At 27.8% G+C, this 21,219-nt stretch carries 20 protein-coding genes; 2 read left to right on the top strand and 18 right to left on the bottom strand.

Annotation, left to right across the window (positions count from 1 at the left end; translation table 11 throughout):
- The first annotated feature begins 126 nt into the window (after nucleotides 1–126).
- Nucleotides 127–1,023, top strand: a complete 897-nt coding sequence (locus KGF46_RS08440) for a LysR family transcriptional regulator (protein WP_227827820.1) — start codon at nucleotides 127–129, stop codon at nucleotides 1,021–1,023.
- A 235-nt stretch (nucleotides 1,024–1,258) separates the two neighbouring features.
- Here the strand turns inward: KGF46_RS08440 and KGF46_RS08435 are convergent, their stop codons facing one another.
- The 18 genes from KGF46_RS08435 to KGF46_RS08350 form a co-directional block, all read right to left on the bottom strand.
- On the bottom strand, nucleotides 1,259–1,993 hold the full coding sequence (locus KGF46_RS08435) for an MBL fold metallo-hydrolase (protein ID WP_227861933.1): 735 nt from the start codon (nucleotides 1,991–1,993) through the stop codon (nucleotides 1,259–1,261).
- Between the two features lie 590 nt (nucleotides 1,994–2,583).
- Nucleotides 2,584–3,573, bottom strand: coding sequence for a permease (locus tag KGF46_RS08430; RefSeq protein ID WP_227861932.1), 990 nt, complete (start codon nucleotides 3,571–3,573; stop codon nucleotides 2,584–2,586).
- A gap of 9 nt (nucleotides 3,574–3,582) precedes the next feature.
- Nucleotides 3,583–3,774, bottom strand: a complete 192-nt coding sequence (locus KGF46_RS08425) for a hypothetical protein (protein WP_227827823.1) — start codon at nucleotides 3,772–3,774, stop codon at nucleotides 3,583–3,585.
- A gap of 15 nt (nucleotides 3,775–3,789) precedes the next feature.
- Nucleotides 3,790–4,785 carry an alpha/beta hydrolase family protein gene (locus KGF46_RS08420; protein ID WP_227861931.1) on the bottom strand — a complete coding sequence of 332 codons (996 nt, stop codon included), beginning with the start codon at nucleotides 4,783–4,785 and terminating at the stop codon, nucleotides 3,790–3,792.
- 35 nt (nucleotides 4,786–4,820) lie between these two features.
- A complete protein-coding gene (locus tag KGF46_RS08415) occupies nucleotides 4,821–5,747 on the bottom strand; it encodes a hypothetical protein (protein ID WP_227861930.1) in 927 nt (308 codons plus the stop codon).
- 18 nt (nucleotides 5,748–5,765) lie between these two features.
- Entirely contained in the window at nucleotides 5,766–6,425 is a 660-nt protein-coding gene (locus tag KGF46_RS08410; protein ID WP_227861929.1) for a prolyl oligopeptidase family serine peptidase, read from the bottom strand.
- Between the two features lie 56 nt (nucleotides 6,426–6,481).
- Nucleotides 6,482–7,768, bottom strand: coding sequence for a hypothetical protein (locus tag KGF46_RS08405; RefSeq protein WP_227861928.1), 1,287 nt, complete (start codon nucleotides 7,766–7,768; stop codon nucleotides 6,482–6,484).
- Nucleotides 7,769–7,967: 199 nt separating this feature from the next.
- A complete protein-coding gene (locus KGF46_RS08400) occupies nucleotides 7,968–8,894 on the bottom strand; it encodes a ketopantoate reductase family protein (RefSeq protein ID WP_227827826.1) in 927 nt (308 codons plus the stop codon).
- Nucleotides 8,895–9,114: 220 nt separating this feature from the next.
- Nucleotides 9,115–9,699: an orotate phosphoribosyltransferase gene (pyrE, locus tag KGF46_RS08395; protein WP_227827827.1), complete on the bottom strand. Its 585-nt coding sequence runs from the start codon at nucleotides 9,697–9,699 to the stop codon at nucleotides 9,115–9,117.
- A gap of 87 nt (nucleotides 9,700–9,786) precedes the next feature.
- Nucleotides 9,787–10,689 carry a dihydroorotate dehydrogenase gene (locus KGF46_RS08390; protein WP_227827828.1) on the bottom strand — a complete coding sequence of 301 codons (903 nt, stop codon included), beginning with the start codon at nucleotides 10,687–10,689 and terminating at the stop codon, nucleotides 9,787–9,789.
- Complete coding sequence (locus KGF46_RS08385; protein WP_227827829.1) at nucleotides 10,682–11,374, bottom strand: dihydroorotate dehydrogenase electron transfer subunit; 693 nt, start codon at nucleotides 11,372–11,374, stop codon at nucleotides 10,682–10,684. The genes KGF46_RS08390 and KGF46_RS08385 overlap by 8 nt, the downstream gene beginning before the upstream one ends.
- Nucleotides 11,375–11,414: 40 nt before the next feature.
- Entirely contained in the window at nucleotides 11,415–12,335 is a 921-nt protein-coding gene (gene pyrB, locus KGF46_RS08380; RefSeq protein ID WP_227827830.1) for an aspartate carbamoyltransferase, read from the bottom strand.
- A gap of 291 nt (nucleotides 12,336–12,626) precedes the next feature.
- Nucleotides 12,627–13,655, bottom strand: a complete 1,029-nt coding sequence (locus KGF46_RS08375) for an NlpC/P60 family protein (RefSeq protein ID WP_227827831.1) — start codon at nucleotides 13,653–13,655, stop codon at nucleotides 12,627–12,629.
- A 436-nt stretch (nucleotides 13,656–14,091) separates the two neighbouring features.
- Nucleotides 14,092–15,222 (bottom strand): M56 family metallopeptidase, encoded by a 1,131-nt coding sequence (locus KGF46_RS08370; RefSeq protein ID WP_227850259.1) that lies wholly within the window; start codon nucleotides 15,220–15,222, stop codon nucleotides 14,092–14,094.
- A 674-nt stretch (nucleotides 15,223–15,896) separates the two neighbouring features.
- A complete protein-coding gene (locus KGF46_RS08365) occupies nucleotides 15,897–16,553 on the bottom strand; it encodes a M56 family metallopeptidase (RefSeq protein WP_227854687.1) in 657 nt (218 codons plus the stop codon).
- A gap of 113 nt (nucleotides 16,554–16,666) precedes the next feature.
- A complete protein-coding gene (locus KGF46_RS08360; protein WP_227827834.1) occupies nucleotides 16,667–17,041 on the bottom strand; it encodes a M56 family metallopeptidase in 375 nt (124 codons plus the stop codon).
- A gap of 406 nt (nucleotides 17,042–17,447) precedes the next feature.
- A complete protein-coding gene (gluD, locus tag KGF46_RS08355) occupies nucleotides 17,448–18,713 on the bottom strand; it encodes a Glu/Leu/Phe/Val family dehydrogenase (RefSeq protein ID WP_227434603.1) in 1,266 nt (421 codons plus the stop codon).
- Nucleotides 18,714–18,840: 127 nt separating this feature from the next.
- Nucleotides 18,841–19,665 (bottom strand): ATP-binding protein, encoded by an 825-nt coding sequence (locus KGF46_RS08350; protein ID WP_227827835.1) that lies wholly within the window; start codon nucleotides 19,663–19,665, stop codon nucleotides 18,841–18,843.
- A 267-nt stretch (nucleotides 19,666–19,932) separates the two neighbouring features.
- Here KGF46_RS08350 and KGF46_RS08345 point away from each other — a divergent pair, with 267 nt between their 5' ends.
- The gene (locus KGF46_RS08345; protein WP_227827836.1) at nucleotides 19,933–21,120 is read left to right on the top strand and encodes an SAM-dependent methyltransferase; all 1,188 of its coding nucleotides are present in this window, start codon (nucleotides 19,933–19,935) and stop codon (nucleotides 21,118–21,120) included.
- Nucleotides 21,121–21,219 lie beyond the last annotated feature (99 nt).

The raw sequence follows: 21,219 nt of genomic DNA, 5'->3' as shown, positions 1-21,219 counted from the left end.
TAAGTAAAATAAATATATAATATCGTAATGATTAATATTTTTAATGATTAATGTATATATTACAATTATCTGTAAGTAACTTATAAAAAATACAAAATTTTTGTTATGCAAAGGAGATATAAAAAATTGTTTGAAGAATTAAAAACGTTTGTGGCTGTTGTTGAATATAAAAATTTCACCAAGGCTGGTGAATATCTAAATTTATCACAACCAAGTGTAAGTAAACATATTAAAAACTTAGAAAATTACTTTAAAGTTGTGCTTATAAATAGGTCTATTAAACAGAAAACTATTTTTATCACAGAAAGTGGACAAATATTATATAAAAGAGCCAAGGAAATACTAAATCTTTTAAGTGTTACATATCATGATGTAAATCAGGTTTCAGATGCTATAACTGGACGTTTAAAGATTGGCGCAAGTTTAACTATTGGAGAATATATTCTTCCTAATTTTCTTGCACTATTTTCTCAAAAGTATCCTGACATAGATATAGAAATTTTCATAGAAAATACATCTATTGTATCTTCTCATGTTAAGGATTATATTTTAGATATTGGACTTATCGAAGGGACTTGTTCTTCACCCACATTTATGCAAGAATATTTTTTTGAAGATAAGATGGTTTTAGCACTTCCATATAATAGTCCTTTATTAAAAGATTTTAGTTTTGATAAGCTTCAAAATCAGAAATGGATAGTCAGAGAAGATGGTTCTGGTACTAGAGATTATTTGGATATGTTTTTAAGTGTTAAGGAAATTATTCCAAAAAGTATGATGGTCTTTGGAAGTAACTATGCTGTCAAAGAATCAGTTAGAAATAATTTAGGGATTACAATAGTATCTAATCTAGTAACAAGCTTACCTGTTTTAAATAACGAACTATCTGTTATAGAACTTGGAAGCAACTATAACAGACATTTTTCATATATCTTTCCAAAAGATATAACTTTATCAAAAGCAGCAAGTATTTTCATTGAAGAGTTAAAAATATTTAGTAATTTAAATAGCATTGAAGATTAATATAATTTAAAACTAACAATAATTATAAGTTTTTTGAGAATGTTTATAGATTTGTGTAAATATATTTTTTCCTACTCAATATTACTGGAAATTTCTGATTCCAGTAATATTTTTATTCTCAAAATATCAAGTAAATAATTATTTATACATTTTTTGTTTCTTTCCTTCTCATATTTAATTACTATATAGATAAATTTTTCATAAAGAGCTGGAAAGTATTTTCAATCATGTAACATTATTCAATAACTATATTTTTTAATGTTTCAATTATATTTTTTTTATATAATCCACCATGACTAAAAACTATTTCCTCTATATCATAGTTACTTAATTTCTTAATAGCTTTTATCAATTCTTGCTTGTCACTATGCATTACATCAACTGGTCTAAGTTTACCATCTTTTATCTCTAATAAATCTCCAGCAATAAGTACTTTAGATTTCTTTAAATAAAGACATATATGACCCCTAGTATGACCACCTGTGTGTATAACCTCTACTTCTTCACTTAAATGTAAAACCTCATGGTTATTTAAAGATACATCTACTGTAGTATATGATGACTTAAATCCAAGTTTTATAGCATTTAACATATCAAGCATTTTGTCATTAAGATTATCTATCTCTTGCTCTAATATGCAAAATTTAAATGGCGTTTCCTCACCTGTTATATAGTTAACTTCACTTTTGTATGCATATACCTTTATATCATTTTTAGATTTTTCTCTTAAATATTTTATATTTCCTATATGGTCTATATCATGGTGAGTTATTATGATATTTTTTAATTTATTAAAACTTGTATTACTCTTATTAAGAGCATCAATTATTAACTCTCCTTGACCTGGAAGTCCAGTATCAACAATGGTTGCCTCATCTTCTGTATAGATTACTGGAATATATATAACTTTACCCTTACCTAATATACTTGATGGAATTTCTAAAATATCTAATCCTTTTTTCAAATTCATAATATTTCTCCTTATAATTATTGAGCTAGAGGTAACTTTAATCAAAAAAATTAAAAAACATAGATTATCCTCTAGTTACATTATGTTTATTAAAAACTATTAAAACCTAGTATATCACTGAAACAGAGAGATTACTCGACTTGATTTTTTTGTTATTTTATGATATAGTAATTAATATAAAAATAAGTAATATCAATAGTTATAGCTATTAAAAATATTTTTTAATTCATATTTTATATATTATAAGATGGATAATTCTAAAATTAAATTAACATTGAATTTCAAACCGCTCTTAGTCATATTTGAGTGGTTTTTATTTTAGATAAAACGTGAAAGAGTTATTAAAAATCAAACATGACATAACAGAAGAAATTTTAAATACTGCATATGTATTAGAATTTTTAATTTTATTTATCATTCTCATGTTATAGCTATGAGTATTTCCCTTAAACTTATGCGTTCATTATTTAAGTTAACATAAAAAAAGATTCTACAAGCTTTTTATGACTTTTAGAATCCTTTTTATATTATAACCTATCCCAATAAATAATTATCCCTTTTCCTATTTACTATTTAATTACAAAATTTATTTATAGCATTGGTACAATAATACCAGCTACCACTATAGAAATCATACAAGCCATACCACCAACTACTAGCTTAGGCATTATTTTAGACATCAAATATGCTCTTTCTTCTTCTGTTTCTCCAGTGGCATTACATACTTCATTTGAAATCAAATATGTTGTTGGGAATCCCAGCATCTGGCAAAATCCTACACCAAAGGCAAGAGGTTTAGAACCAATAATTTTCCATCCAGGTAATACCTTCATTGTAATAAATATACCAATAATAGAAACTGCAAACATACCTACAATTGGTACAAAAAGACTAACTAAATCTGTCAAAGAAACCTTCGCTAAAGAAAGAATAACAGCCACAAACACAACCATGTTGATAAACCCCTTTATTTTTCCTTTTTCTAAAATGTCTTTTGGTACAATACCAATACGCGTTACAAGAACACCAACAACAAGACATACAATCGAATAATTCATATGAATAATCTCTGAAAACTCATATCCTAAATAAGAGAATATAGCTATAAAAAATATACAAACATTTGTAGAATAATATTTATCATATTTTTCACAGAAAACCTGTTTTGCTTTTTTTGCTGTACCTTCTGTTTCTTTATTTTCACCACTCACATTTGCTAAATCAATTCCTTTTCCTTTTGCTTCATGATATTCTATTAAAAGACGGTTGGCTTCCTGTAGTGCAGCTCTAGAGGCAATTGGTGTACCAACAAATTTCTGAATTGCAAATACAACTGTTGCTGTAGCTGCTGCAAGTGTCAATCCTTTTTCTAACGCTTCCTGCGTCATAATAATGGTAGCAGGTAAAGCCCCATTTATAACTGGTATACTTGTCAATACTGTTGCTTTTCCAAACAGAGGAATACACAATGAAACACAAATGATAACTGCCAAAATTCCAAGCCATGCTGTCAACACAGTTCTCCATTCGTCTATGAACTGTTTGACATTCAACATTGTTCCCATACTGAACATAATCATTGGAACACTCTAACTTGCCACTGCAGTCATACCTGCTTTTTCAATAATATCTGCTGGTATCACTTTTGTGACAAAGAGAATCAAAAATAAAAGTAATGTGACAAATACAGCAGAAACTTTTGCTTTTGTTTTACTTGCAATTAAATCTCCAATAGCAAACAAAACTAATACAACACTAAACCATAATAACATTTCACTCATAAAATAACCCCCTTATTATAAATATCTTTCAAACCAATCTACAATGGCATCAGCACGTACAATTCTATTAGATGGTCTGCCATTTCTAGACAATCCATGTGTATCTCCATGGAATAAATACATTTCTGTATCTACACCAAGCTGTTTTAATGCTGTGAACATTTGGAAAGTATCTCCCATAAAACATCTATAATGTCTATCGCTATGTAAGAACAAAGTTGGTGTTTTAACATTTTTTACATATTTAATAGGCGAATGATTCCAAAGAACTTCCTCATGATTCCAGGGTGTCTTATCACCACAAGTTTGCTTCATAATTCTATCACCAAAGTCAATAATCAAAGATGCTGTAACTAAGTTACTAATACCTCTTTGAGAAGCAACTGCTTTGAAACGGTCTGTATGACCAATTATCCAGTTTGCCATATAACCACCATAACTTCCTCCTGTCACACCTAGGCGGTCTGCATCAATACCAGGATATTTTTCAATACAGGTATCTACAAATTCCATGAGATGTTCATAATCAACATAACCCCATCTTTCTACCATCTCCAAGAATTTTTCACCATATCCATCGCCTCCATGAGGATTACAGTAAATAACATACATTCCTTTTGACGCTACACACTGTTTCAAATGTGTAAACATATAACCATATGCCCATTTAGGTCCACCATGGATAAATAATACAGCTGGATATTTTTCACCTTTTTTAACATCTACAGGTGGTATTACAAAACCATCTACTTCCTCTCCATTTTTTGCCACAAATGTTAATTTTTCAGGTAAAGATACTTTATGACTATCTAAGTATGATTTAGAAAAAGTAGTCATTTTTATCATTTCTCCTGTTGTCATATCAATGCTGTATATTTCTGCTAATTCATAGTCTTTCAACATAACTACATACATTGTGTTGTCATAAACATCAAAAGAGGTAAAAGCATCTACTTTTGTAATAATGCGTATATTACCTGTTTTTGTGTCAAATTCATTAAACTCTGTCATAGTTCTGCAAATTCTTGCACCAATAAACTTATCTCCTATAACTTTATTACTCTACGCCCACCACCATATACAGCATCTACATCCAATAATGTAGCATACATACCATCTGTGCTTGCAATCATATTAATTTCACCATTCTCCAAGTTAAGCATAAAAATATCATGGTTCTGTGTAATAGAACGGTCTAATGTAGAAGCCTGCAACATTACTTTATTTTCACCAACATATTTAGCCAAGCTAATTTGATACTTTCCCTGTGGAACAAGTTCTTTTGTTTCTCCAGTTTCTAAATGATACTCCCAAAGACCAGAAAAAGGTGTCGCACAATCTTCATAAATCTGACCAATATATAAAATTCTTTTTTTGTCAGAAGAAACATCTAAACTTGCTACATCACAATATTTTGGTGTAATAGCTTTTGTTTCATTTTTTCCTTCTTGATACAACTCTAAAGTAACATGTCTTCTTTGAGAAAAATTTTCTCCATCTCTTATAAAAGGTTTATCTGTAAATGTCCAATAGTCCACACCTTCTACCGCTCTATCTGGTTCTGATTTTTTAGCATCTGTTGGATTTTTTGTCATCAATAACCACAATTTATTTCCCAATGATACAGGTAGACCACAGGCTTTTGGAATAGAAAATGCTCTTTTTGCTTCTCCTCCTTGTATAGAAATAGTGTAAAAATCTGTTGTACCTGCTTTTGGTTTATCTCTTTTTGAAGTAAAAAATAATTCTGTATTAGAAATCCAGCTAAATGCTGTTACATCTCTTGTTTGAGTTAAATGTATTTGTTTCTTTGTTTTTATTTCCATAACATATAAGTCATGTTCATAACAATCTTTTTCCTCATTGATATTTGATATAATATAAGCAATATACTTTCCATCAGGGGAACAAGAAATATCATGAGGAAATAAATATTCATAAATATCTGAACTTTCAATTTTTAGTTTTTCCATTTTTATATTCTCCTCTCTTTACTGCTCTTTTTTAACATATATTGAAAACCAATTTAACATTTCTACGAATCTTTGCAGTTTTTGTTTTGGTCCACCAGAACGTGATAACTCATGATTTTCTCCTGCAAAAAGACAAAGTTTTGTAGGGCATTCATGAATTTTCAATGCAGAAAACATCTGGAATGCTTCTTGCATATAGCAATGATAATCTTTTTCCCCATGTAAGAATAAAGTTGGAGTAACACATTTATCAGCGTAAGCAAGAGGAGATTGTTTCCATTGAAGCTCATGATTTTCCATGTGAGAAGCTCCTGTTTGCCCTTTGCAGAAATAATAACCAATGTCTGTTGTACCCTCCATACCACTCCAGTTTGCAATAGAACGTTGAGCACAAGCAGCAACAAAACGATTTGTATGACCAATTATCCAGTTTGTCATAAATCCGCCATAGCTTCCACCTTCTACAGCTAACTTCGTTTCATCAATATCAGGATATTTTTCAAGTACAGCATCTGTAAACTCCATAAAATCTATGTAATCAATATCTCCAAATTGTTTTCTAATATCAGCAAAATCATTTCCTCGACCTTCGGAACCTCTTGGATTACAGAAGAATACAAAATATCCTGAACTTGCAAATACCTGTATTTCATTCATAAAATATGGTCCATATGTCAATCTTGGCCCACCATGAATTGCCAATATAGCTGGATATTTTTTTCCTACTTCATAATCTACTCTGGTTTAAATACATATCCTTGTATTTCCCAATTAGAACTTCCTTTTGATTCCATATATTCTGGTTCAGAAATTTTATATTCCTGTAGAATATGTTCATTCAAATATGTTTTCTTGCATAAAGTTTCATTTTCTACTGTATAAACTTCAGGTAATTGATTTCCTGTACAAGCTACACATACAATATTGCCATCTTTCACATCGATAAAATCAACAGAGCCTGTTTTTGTAACTTTTTCCTGTTTTCCTGTTGGAATATGTATTCTCTCAATAATGCAGTCCATATTTACTGTAGAAGTATAATAAATATATTCACCATCTACTTTTATTGTCTGCCCTGTACCTATTTTAATATCAGATGTTATTGTATTTCCTATACAATGATGTTGATGTTCTGAAAGAAGTTTAATTTCTTTTGTATCAATATCAATGGTATAAAAATCTCCATTTTCGCCATTACCATAAGACAAAGCATCTGTTAAATTTAACACTGCTTCATTTTTATATAATTCAAAACCTTTTATAATATAATTATCTTTTTCTAATATACAAACATTTGTATTATTCTTAGTATCAAACACATAAACTCCAATTTTTAAACCTTTTACATTTTCAAATTCCTGTCCTACATATAATATTTTGCCATCATTTATTTTCATACCTACCACATTAAACATTGGGACTGTAATTGGCTTTAATTCCTTTGTATTATTGTTATATAAGTACAGGCGCTTTCTTTTCCTACTAATATATCCTTCACCATTGACAGCATAAGGAATTTCCTTAAAGTGTTCATATTGTCTTTTATTATAAGCATTTATTTTTTTCTGCTGTTCTTCTTCTGACAATCCTTCCATAGCAGGTTGGTCATTATCATAAGAATCAATTACTGCATACAAACCTTTTCCTATAGGATTCAATTTACCACCTTTGATGGGTAATCTAAAAAGTTCTTCTGCTTCTCCACCATGTAAAGATAAAGCATAGTAGCTCATACATTGCTTGCCATTTTTAATATCTTCTTTTACTTTTTCATTTCTCAAAGCAGGGAACAAAATCGTATTTTCATTTTCCCAAGCATATGCTCCTACAGAATCTATAGAAGTTATTTGTTTCAATTCTCCACTTTTATTGTCTAATACATAAAGTTGGCTTGTGTAACCATTCTCTTTGATATCAGCTTTCTTTACAACAAAGGCTGTATATCCTCCATCTGGAGACAGTTGGCAGTCACTGATAAACTGAAATTCCAAAAATGTTTCACTTGTAAATAGCTTTTTCATAGTATTTTCTATCCTTTCTGTAATAATTTTATTCAAAATTCCTTTCAAATTTTTTATTTTAAATTTAAAATTTTTTATTTTTTTAGTATTCATAATTTGACGTATAACCATTTTTACCAATTGTGTCTACTAAAAAAGCTGTAGATAAATTTGTTTTACACAGATTTACTCACAGCCTCAATTTTTTTCTAAAAATTTTCTAAAATCTACTTTCAATTACTTTTATCATATAAAAAAGAGTCTGATTTATAGGAGTTGGTATGTTATACTTTCTTCCAAGTTCACAAATATTCTTAGAAAACATATCTACTTCTGTAAGTCTATGAGCCTCTACATCCTGAAGCATTGATGTTCTACCTTCTCTTGAATGTTCTAGTATTCTATGTAATGAATTTTCTACATCATCTTCTGTAAGACATATACCTTTTACTTGAGCTATATCAACAACTTCTCTCATTGCAGATTTTGCTAACTCTCTTAGATATTCAGAGTCTTGAAACACTCCATAAGAAGCTCCAAGTATAGCTGAAGTTTGATTTACCCCAATATTAACCATGTATTTCCACCACATATCTCGTTGAATATTTTTTGATAATACATATTCTATATTTACACTATCAAAAACTTCAGTTATTATATCTGTTTTTCTATCTTCACTATTATCTTTATTTCCAAATACAATTATTCCATCTGTAGTATGTATAATATTATTTTCTATTTTTTTTGCATCTATATTTGTTACATATGAATATACCATTTTTTCAATTCCAAATCTTTCTCCTATTATCTCTTCACTATTAACTCCATTTAATAAAGACATTATTACTGTATCTTTTCCAACCAATCCATCTAACTCTTCTATATTTTCTTTTAGGTTATTGTATTTTAAACCTATAATTATAAAATCAGCTTCTTGTTTATATTCATCTTTAGTTATATAATCGAAGTCATATCTTTTTCCATTTATTATAAAACCATCTTCTAAATATCTTTTTTTTCTTTTTTGGTCACAAAGAATTTTAAAATCATATTTAGAATTTAAAAATTGTTCTGCAAAGGTAGCTCCAACAGCACCAACACCAAAAAATACAACCTTTTTTTGATTTTTCTTTAATTGATTACTCATACCGAAACCCTCCCCAATATATATAATAATTTTTTATTTTATAATTATATTGTACTGCTACTAGCTACTGTTTTGTAAATATATTTTCAACAAAAAACAGCTAGCCTTTTAAATGAAAGCTAGCTGTTTATTATCTCTTATTTATATATTTAAATTGATATTTTTTTAGTCAAAAAAATTTGTATTTCCTCAAATAATGTTAAATTTAATTAATTAGTTATTACATTCCTAATTCTTTAAACTCTCTACTTCCAGGTTTAACAACTGGTAATTTTCCCTCTTTACATAAAGGACATTCACCAGCTTCATAAACTTGAATATCAAGTTTTACTGCACTATATATAGGCATACCTATATCATGATTAGTTCTATCAGCTATACAGGCAACACCTATAACTTCTCCACCTAATGCTTCTAATACTCTTTTTGTTTCCATAGTTGACTTACCAGTAGTAACAACATCTTCAGCAATTATTATTTTTGCACCTTTTTTAACTTCAAATCCTCTTCTTAACTCCATTGTATTATCTTTTCTCTCAGTAAATATAGCTTCTTTTCCTAACTGTCTTCCTAACTCATAAGAAACTACTACTCCACCCATAGCTGGCCCAACTACTAAGTCTATACCTAAATCTTTAATTTGTTCAACAACTGTATTTAATACCTCAGCTGCATACTCTGGGAATCTTAATAACTTTGCACATTGCACATATCTGTTACTGTGTTTTCCTGAAGATAATAAAAAATGTCCCTCTAATAATGCATCACTTTTCTTTAATATATCTACTACATCTACTTTACTCATATTATTTTTTCCTCCATGTTAATATTATATTTATTTTAATTTATATTATTTGATTTAGTTATACTTATTTATCATACCTACACTGACTTATATAATTCCTCTTATTTCTTCTAAACTCTTTATTCCTTCTCTATCCATAAATTCATTGATTCCATCTATTATCTCAAGACCAATTTTAGGATTCATGAAATTTGCAGTTCCAACTTGAATACAAGTAGCTCCTGCCATTATAAATTCTATGGCATCTGTAGCTTTAGTTATTCCACCCATTCCCATTACTGGTATATTTACATTTTTACAAACTTCATGTACCATTCTAAGAGCTATAGGCTTTATAGCTGGTCCAGATAATCCAGCATATACATTTTCAAATACTGGCTTTCTATTTTTTATATCAATTGCCATTGCTTTAAAAGTATTAACTAAAGATACTCCATCAGCACCTTCTTCTTCACAAACTTTTGCCATACCCACAATATCTTCAGCATTAGGCGATAATTTTATTACTAGAGGTAGTTTAGTTACGTTTCTTACCTCACGAACAACTTCTCTTGCCACTTCATTTTTTATACCAAAAGCCATTCCTCCTGCTTTGACATTTGGACAAGATATGTTTAATTCAATAATATCTACAGGCTTGTCATTTAACAGCTTAACCCCAAGTAGATAATCTTCTAATGTTCCGCCTCCAACATTAGCAATTCTAACTAAATCTAACTCACTGAAGAAAGGAAGTTCACTGTCTATAAATCCTTGAACTCCAGGATTTTCAAGTCCAACACTATTCATCATACCTGATGGTGTCTCATGAACTCTCATACCATTATTACCAGGTTTTTTATTTAAAGTAAGACCTTTACTACTTATCCCACCAAGTTTTTGTATCTCATAAATTTCATTATATTCTCTTCCAAATCCAAAAGTCCCAGACGCCATTATTACTGGATTTTTAAAATCAATATTTCCAAATTTTATGTTCAAATTAGCCATTAAAAATCACGTCCTCTCCCCAAAATACTGGACCATCTTTGCAAGTTTTTTTGTTTCCTTTAGTAGTCTTACATGTACATACTAAACATGCTCCTACTCCACATGCCATATGATTTTCAAGTGACACCATAATCCTTGTTTTAGTACCTTCTACCATTTTAACCAATTTTTCCATCATTGGAGTTGGCCCACATGTTAATATATAGTCATATTTTTCTACATCAATTATATCTGTTACAAACGTATTTCCTACTGTTGTATATACCTCATTACAAACTTCTTTATATTCATTTTCTAATATAACATCTTCTCTAAATCCAAGATAAGCATCGCAGTCTTTTATATTTTTAGCAACTAAATACAATGGTGCTACACCGATTCCACCACCTACTAGAGCTACTTTTCCATCAACTTTACTATATCCATTTCCATAAGGACCTTCTAGCTTTATAGTATCATTCACTTTTAGATTACTAATAATTTGAGTTCCTTCTCCTACTGCTTTATAAAGAAAAGTTATACCTTCTTCATCTATATCATGTATACTTATAGGTCTTGAAAGTACTGGATAAGTATCCCATGCTCTTAGCATATAAAATTGCCCCATCTTACCTTCAAAAGTACCTTTTACTTTCATTCTATACATATCTTCACCTATGTATATATTTTCTAGAATTTTATACATCCCAAAATCTCCTTTACTTTACTATTATATAATGTAACTACTAGCCTTCATTTATACCTAGAAGCTTTATTATTAATGCCATTCTAACGAACATTCCATATTTAGCTTGCTTAAAATAAACAGCTCTATCATCTGTATCTACATCAACATCTATTTCATTTACTCTTGGTAATGGATGCATTACTAACATACTTTCAGATGCTTTTTCTAATTTAGCTTTATTTAAAATATAATAGTTTTTCAGTCTTTCGTATTCTGATTTATCTTCAAATCTTTCTTGTTGAATTCTAGTCATATATAAAACATCCAAACTTCCTATAACATCATCTAAATTATTAGTTTCATAGTAAGCATGTCCCTTTATAGCTTCTTTTATATAGTCTGGCATTTTTAGTTCTTCAGGTGCTATAAATACAAACTTAGTATTTTTGTATCTTGCCATAGCCTTAACTAAAGAATGTACAGTTCTTCCATATTTTAAATCACCACATAATCCTATTGTGTGATTTTCTAAAGTTCCTTTTAATGATTTTATAGTAAGTAAATCTGTAAGTGTTTGTGTTGGATGCTGATTTCCGCCATCTCCTGCATTTATAAATGGTACTTCTGTGAATTTTGATGCTTCTATAGCTGCACCTGATTGAGGGTGTCTCATAGCTATTATATCAACATAACTAGATACTATTCTCATCGTATCACCTAAAGTTTCACCCTTTGATGCAGATGATGAGTTTGGCTCTGAAAAACCTACGACACGACCTCCTAGTCTGTTCATAGCAGATTCAAAACTTAATCTTGTTCTTGTTGACGGTTCATAAAATAATGTAGCTAATAGTTTACCTTCACATATATGAGAATATTTTGACGGATTGTCAATTATTTTTTGAGCTAATTCTAATATTTCATCTATTTCTTCTATTGAAAAGTCTTCTGGTTGGATTAAATTTCTTGATTTTAACATCTTTCGTCCTCCTTTTTTAGCCTCTCTGAACTAAAATTAAAAGTATTTTTGTACTGTTAGTAGCTTATCACCTTTACCTTATCCTGTCAAGGTATTGCACAAATAATCATTATCTGGAAAGAATACTATTTAATAGTAATATTAATATAAATCCACATCAAAATTTAAGATAACGCAAAAAAACTCTATATTGCATTTAACATATAATCATTTTAGATTTTCTGATTAAATTAAATATAATATAGAGCATTTGTATTTATGTATTTATCAATTTATTATAGTACAAATCGATTATAAGATTCTTTTTGCTGTAACAAATCTTGCTGTATAGTATGCTGAATTTATACTAGTTACACGAACTGTTTTTCCTGTTGATGGTGAATGTATCATATTACCTCCACCTACATATATACCAACATGACTAACAGAACCAGAACCATTAGTTGTAAAGAATACTAAGTCTCCTGGCTGTAAATTTGCCTTACTTACAGTTTGTCCATAATTAGATTGTGCCTTAGATGTTCTTGGTATCTTCTTTCCTACTGCATTTCTGTATACATATTGTGTAAATCCTGAACAGTCAAAAGTATTTGGCCCTTCTGCTCCCCAAACATATGGGCAACCTTGCTTAGAATAAGCCAAATTAAGCACAGCTTGAACTGCATTAGAGTTAGCTGTTGGCACATTGGAATTATTATTTTGTTGATTATTATTTGTATTGTTTTGTTGATTGTTATTTGTGTTTGTAGAATCTCCATTTTGAGTAACATTTTGGTCTACTTGTGGCTCTTCTATTACTGGAGCTTTATCAGTTACATAAGAAGATTTTACATATCCTTCTGTTTCTCCATCTTTAACTTTTAACCAATCTCCATTTTCCTCTAAAACCAATAAAGAGCTTCCTTTTTCTAGCTCCCCAATTACTTCTGAATTTTCACTTTTATCTTTTCTTAAGTTTACTTTATCAGCATTAGTATATCCTACCCCTTCAGATATATCTACATATCTAGTAGCCAACCAACCTTCGCCATCTTCAACTTTAACTTTAACCCATTCTCCTTGGATTCCTAGAACTGTAAATTCGTCTCCAGAATAAGCTATATTTTGAACTTGACCTTCTTCTCTTATCTTTATAGCTACTCCATCTTTTATTCTTGCAACTTTATATTTTACTTCTTTATATTCGCCTAAATTTAATTCAGTATTTGTTTTATCATCTTTATTTTGAGATGAATCATTTATTTCATCTGCATTTACAATTGAACTTACTGATAATGCCATAACTGATGCAAATACTGGTATTAATATCTTTTTCTTCACGATAAACCTCCTAAAATTTTCCCATAATTATCTTATGATTCTATTTTGTAGGTGAAGTGTACCTAAGGATAAAATACTAATACACAATACATTAATAAAAGCTCTATCTGTAACTTTTTTGTAAACCTCTTTATATAACTTTTATAGTATCATTATATTAATAAATAATAATTAATTAGCTTATCCAATATGTCACCTAAATATACATTATTTACTTAATTATATAATATGAGTTTGTAAAAGTAAAGAATTTTGTACCTTTTGAAGCTAAAGTACGCATAAATATTGTTTTATGTGTTTTTTTGTGCGTTTTTATGTATCGTATATTTTTTAATAAAACTTCTATAAAGTTAGAAATATAGTGAATTTTTCAACTTATTATAGAAAGTCACTTTTAGAAAAGTGACTTTTAGATTATAGTTTTTTCTAAGTTTACTTATGGTTCTAATTTGTTATAGAATTTTATATAAACTTCTATTTCATCAGAATCTTTTGGAATCTTCCCCAAATACTCACAGTTTTCTTTATGCTCTTTTCTAACCTTTTCAGGAGCATCTGCATATGTAAATGATATAAAGCCTATTATTGCTCTATTAGTAGTTTCTGAGTAATCCAAATCTTTAGGTAATACATTTAAATTAGCAATACTAGTTGAATTTACTTTTAAAAAAGTAATAGAAGATAATAAACATAAAGTTAATGCCATTAAAATACCATTTTTATATTTTTCATTAAACATATTCATTACTCTTTTTTTAATATCAGATTGTTTATGTAATCCAGCCACAAATTTATTTGAAATATTTGAACCTCTTCTCATTGCATTTATAATTGTTAGAGCATAATCTTGTTTTTCTTCTTCACTACGTTTTTTTAAAACCCTCTCATCACAATAAAGTTCACAATCTAAATCTATATGTTTGTCCATTATATATACAAATGGATTAAACCAATATACTATTTTTAAAAATAACATTACATACTTTAGACAAAGGTCTCTACTCTTAAAATGCATAAGTTCATGCCTAAAAATCCAATTGAGTTCTTTTAAATTATAGTCATGTGGTGGCAAAAGTACACATGAATTAAAAAATGCTGGTGTTTCAACTTCATAAGAATACTTTAGTTTTATATCTTTTGTTATATTAAATTCTTTTAATATATCTTTATAAAGATTTATTATTTCTTCATCCTCAACATCATAGGATAAATCATTTATTAAGTTTTTAAGTTTTATGTATTTAAATATAGTATAAATTAAATATATTACTACAGTTATAAGCCAAGCATATAATAAAATATTATTCTTTAAATTTGAAACATTATTAAAGCCCTCTAAATTTATATTATTAATATTGATATTTTCTTTGCTTCTCAAGATATTTATTGTAAAGGTATAGTATGTAAAAGGTAGCAACAGCTTAATAACAACTATCATCCATATGTAATAATTAAATTTTTTACTAAATCTTTTGAATACATTTTTCTTGAAAATCAATATCAGAAAAATACTTAAACTACTTACTATAACAGTTCTAAAAATCCCATTTAGAATTGAATTAACCATATATTTTCACCTAACTTATTTATTAGTATTTTGTATTTAAATTTACTTAATTTTTAAGTTTTTCATATTTTCTATTGTTTTTGAAATTACAGAATAAACATCTATTTTGCTTGCTTAATATTTATTTTATATTTATATAAATATTCTATTTTAGATTAAATTCACACTTTTTTGATTTTGTCAAAACTCTATTCCTACCTAAAATATATTTACTTTATTGTAGATAATTTTTTTATTTTTAAGAGTTTTCACAAACTACAATTTATTAAATAATCTCTATTTAATTATAATTTAACAGTAATAAATTAGCAATTATCAGTAATTAATTAAAGTCACTCTTTTATAAACTTCATAATATTGTACTATATAATAGCTAAATATCTTTATTCATATAATATTATACAAATAAAAAATGACTCAAATTACTTTGAATCATTTAACTTTTAATGTCCTTACAAAGAGCTTCTTTTTTTATATCTTAAATAATTATATTATTTATTAAAAATAAATTTTAATACCATTAATTGAAGGTATTTCATTTTCAGACTAAAGTATACATAAATATTATTTTTTGTTTTTATGTAAATTTTATATATAATATATTTTTATAAAGATTATTAATAAAAAGAAATCTTAATAATAGTGAATTTGAAATTTAAATTTTCTTGCTTTAATTATAATGTTAATTCATTATAAGCCCCTGATGGAATCTCTATTTTATCAGAATCTTTAGGAGTAATTCCTAAAGCTTTACATTTTTCTGCATATATTCTTCTAACTTTTTCAGGCGCAGTCGCATATGTATACTCAACAAAATCTCCAAGACTAGCTGCTTTACCGATATCAATTTTTTTACATACATTTTTAGGTCTATCTAAAGGAACATTATACTCAATAATACTATCTGAATCAAACTTGATGAAAGTAACTGATGATAATAAACATATAATTAAAGCTATTAATATACCATTCTTATATTTTTCATTAAACATATTCGTTACTCTCTTTTTAATATCAGATTTCTTATGTAACCCAGCTACAAATTTGTTTGAAGAATTTGAGCTTCTTCTCATTGCATTTATAATTGTTAAAGCATAGTCTTTTTTATCTTCTGTACTAAACTTTTTTAAAACCCTCTCATCACAATAAAGTTCACAGTCTAAATCCATATGTTTATCCATTATATATATAACTGGATTAAACCAATAAACTATTTTTAAAAACAACACTACATATTTCAAACAGAGGTCTTTACTCTTAAAATGCATAAGCTCATGTCTAAAAATCCATTCAAGTTCTTTTAGTTTATAATCATGTGGTGGTAAAAGCACACATGAATCAAAAATGCTGGTGTTTCAACTTCATAAGAATATTTTAACTTTATATCTTTTGTGATATTAAATTCTTTTAATATACTTACATAAAGATTTATTATTTCTTTATCCTAAACATCATAAGATAAGTCATTTATTAAGTTTTTTAGTTTTATGTATTTAAAGATAGTATAAGTTAAATATATTATTACAGTAGAAATCCAAACATATATCAAAATACTATTACTTAAAGTTGAAACACTATTAAAATGTTCTAAGTTAATATTATCAATATTGGCTTTCGTTTTATTTCTTAAAATATTAACTGTAAAGGTATAATAGGTAAATGGAAGTAACAACTTAAGAACTACTATTAACCATATATAATAATTGAACTTCTTACTAAATCTTTTAAATATCGTTTGCTTAAAAATTAATATTAAAAATATACATAAACTACTCACTATAACTGTTCTAGAAATCCCATTTAGAATTAAGTTAGCCATCAACTCTCTCCTATCTCATTTGAAACATATTTAATTTAGAAATATATTTATTTTTATTTAATATTTTTTCAATTAAGTTTATAAAACTATTTTTATTTAATTATATCTTATTCATAATTAGTGCGTCAATTGACAAGAATTAGTTTAAGTTATAATATATAGACTCTATCTAAAACCTACTAATATTACATTATAAGTGTTTTGAAAGTAAATAATTTTAATTACATCAACTTTAGTTTTATTGATTATAGTTGTATTTAATTTTTTTGCATAGATTACATTAATATATCTTACAAAATAAAAAATGACCCAAATTATTTTGAGTCATACAACTTTTAAGGGCTGTACATAGTACAGCCCTTTTATATATTAAATAATTATATCCTATTATTTATTAAGAGTAATTCTAGTACCATCCTCTTAATTTCATAGCTTCAGCAACTCTCTTAATTGAATGCATATAAGCAGCTTCTCTCATTGTAACATTGTATTCTTCTTTGATTTTCCAAATAGATTCAAATGCTTTAACCATAGCTACTTCTTCTTTTTGCTCTACTTCTTCTTCTGACCAGTAGTATCCATATAAGTTTTGTACCCACTCGAAGTAAGAAACTGTAACTCCACCAGCATTAGTTAATATGTCTGGAGTAAGAACTATTCCTCTTTCAGCAAATACTTCGTCAGCTTCTGGAGTAGTTGGTCCATTAGCAGCTTCACAAACTAATTTAGCTTTTATAGATTCAGCAACTTCTTTAGTTATAGAGTTTTCTAATGCAGCTGGTATTACTATATCAACATCTGAAGCCCAGAACTCTTCTAAAGATATTCTCTTAGCTCCTGGGAAGTTTAATAAGTTACCATGTTCTTTCATATGGTCTAACATAGCTTGACCATCTAAACCATTTTCATTGTATATAGCATAAGAACCTTCTGATTTGCACCATTCAGCCATAGCTACAACAGTACCACCAAGTTTTTCACAGTTAAGAACTGTGTAAGAACCAACGTTTCCTATACCTTGAACAGCTAATTTAGCTTTTTTCATATCTATTCCTAATTTAGCAGCAGCTTCTCTTGCAGTTACAGCAACACCAAATCCAGTAGCAGCTGTTCTTCCTAAAGAACCACCAAATTCAACTGGTTTACCAGTTAAAACACCTATAGCACTTTGTCCAGTTAATTTATTATATTCATCAACCATCCAAGACATTATTTGTCCATTAGTGTTTACGTCTGGTGCAGGAACGTCAACTTTTTCACCTATTAATTTATATATTCCATCTATGTATCCTCTACTTAATCTTTCTAATTCACCTTGAGATAAAGTTGATGGATCTACTATTATTCCACCTTTACCTCCACCATATGGTATACCTGTTACAGAACATTTGAAAGTCATCCATATAGATAAAGCTTTTACTTCGTCTCTTGAAACATTTGGATGGAATCTTATTCCACCTTTTGTTGGCCCTACTGCATCATTATGTTGTGATCTAAATCCTTTAAAAGTTTTTATAGAACCGTCATCCATTTTTACTGGAATTGAAACCTCAATAACCCTCATAGGTTCTTTTAGTAATTCATAAACTGCTGGTTCCATACCTAATTTATCACATGCATTTTTTACTTGAGATTGCGCCATCTCGAAGACATTTACATCTTTTCCTGACATTTGAAAGCCCCCTTATAAATACGTTATAATTATGTATACTCCATTTAGAAAAACCATTTCCTAAATTTACAGTTTAATTATAGCACACTTTATTGCAAATTAGTATATCATTTTCTCAGTTTATTTTTTAACATGGGAGGAAGTTTATTTTTTTAATTTTATGAATGTTAATATCTATTTTTTGTACATTAACTAAAGTCATTCTCTCAATAGACTTTTTTATTATATGTTGCATACTTTCAATTTTTTTTATAACTTCTAAATCATTGATATTTATACTTACAAAAATATTCATAAAATTGTTGCAATTCTCTATATTGGTTTTATTTATTCTATCAATGCTTCCAAAGTTGTACACTTCATATTCAATTATTTGTTTAATTACATCTGCATCAATATAAACTTTGCCAATGTAACTAAAAGTAGGTCTTATAATTGTCTTTTCTAAAACCACCATATTTATATTATTTCCTTTTCTAAAAAACCTTTTTAATGGATTTATACTAAGACCACTTGTCATATTTTTTATTTCAACTGCTGGAACAGGAATTACATGATTTCCTTCTTTTCTAGATTGTTTTGCTATTTCTATTTCATATTTAGTACTTATATCTTGAATATTTATAAATTTATAAACTTTTCCGATTGATAATCTCTCTACAATCTGATTAATCATTTTTTTTGAAGTTCCTATAACAAGAACCTTATTTATGTTTTCTTTTTCTATTACCTCTCTAACCTTTTGCCGATGTTCTAAATTATAAAAAATAGCTCTTTTAACTGCCTCAATAGTAGTCTTTGCTTGTTTTGCTGATATACCTGCTAAAACTTTATTTCTATATATTAAAATCCCATCATCAATTATATAATCTATGTCATTTTCATATGCAAACTCTAGTGCCTTATAACTTTTTCCTGTACCACTTGACCCAACTAAAGCATATACTTCCATTTGATATCTCCTTCATTAAATAGTTTCAAACTAATTGCTTCAAAACTTTATTATTAATTAAAATTATTATATCATTACTAATTGAATATTATATCCAATACTAAAATTTATAAAATAAAATATCACAAGATAAAATTCCTTTATAAAATAAAAAGTTCATTCAAGTAAAAATTAACCAAAAAAAAATTTTACTTTTTTAAAAAAAGGAATATAATATACTTTAAGCAAGGAAAACTTACTGGATTTACATTAAAAGGAGCTGGTAATATGAACATTACAAAAAATTTTTTAAAAGACTATTTAGAAAGATTTAATGAAACACCATTTCTAGTTAGGCTTAAAGACGGGGAAGAATTTCTAGTTGGAGATAGCTCTCCTCAATTTAAAGTTATTGTAAATAATGATATTAGCAAATCTGAATTATTAAAAAGTACATCTTTAGCACTTGGAGAAGCCTACATAAATAGAGACATTGAGGTTGAAGGAGATTTATTTTTAACCTTAAATCTACTTCTAAAACAGATAGACAAATTTAATATTGATAACTCAGCTGTAAAACATTTGCTACATTCATCTAATTCGATGAGACATCAAAAAAAAGAAATACACGCTCATTATGACATTGGAAATGATTTTTATAGTTTATGGCTAGACAAAACACTTAGTTATTCTTGTGCATATTTTAAAGATGATAATGATAATCTTTATGATGCTCAGGTTAATAAAGTTCATCACATATTAACTAAACTAAATTTAGAAGAAGGTATGAGTCTTCTTGATATTGGTTGTGGATGGGGATTTCTATTAATAGAAGCAGCAAAAAAATATAAAATTCATGGTGTGGGAATTACACTTAGCGAAGAACAATTTAAAGAGTTTAATATTAGAATTAAAGAAGAGAATCTTCAAGATTACCTTGAAGTAAAACTTATGGACTATAGAGAACTTAAAGAATCAAATCTTACATTTGATAGAGTTGTTAGCGTTGGTATGCTTGAACATGTTGGCAGAGAAAATTATGAGCTTTTTATTAAAAATGTAAATGCTGTCTTAAAAGATAGTGGATTATTTTTGCTTCACTATATAAGTGGCTTAAAAGAATCTTATGGAGACCCTTGGATAAAAAAATATATTTTCCCTGGTGGAGTTATTCCTAGTTTAAGAGAAATGATACATATCTGTAGCGATTATAACTATCATACTATAGATGTTGAAAGTTTAAGATTACATTATGTAAAAACTTTATTATCTTGGCATAAAAACTTCTATGATAGTCTTCCTAAGATTAAAGAAATGTTTGATGATAAATTTATAAGAATGTGGGATTTATATCTTTGTTCTTGTGCTGCTGCTTTCAATACTGGTATTATAGATATACATCAGATACTTTTCACTAAAGGTATCAAAAATGATTTACCTCTAACTAGAGATTATATGTACTCTTGTTCAAAATAGGTACTTTTATAAATTAATCAAAATTTAAACTTAATTATAAAAATAGAGCTATATTTAAGTAAATCTTTTATCTTAAAATAGCTCTATTTATAAGTTTTA

The sequence above is a fragment of the Clostridioides sp. ZZV14-6153 genome, assembly GCF_020657855.1.
Taxonomy (GTDB): Bacteria; Bacillota; Clostridia; order Peptostreptococcales; family Peptostreptococcaceae; genus Clostridioides.
This window is presented reverse-complemented; position numbering and strand designations above follow the sequence as displayed.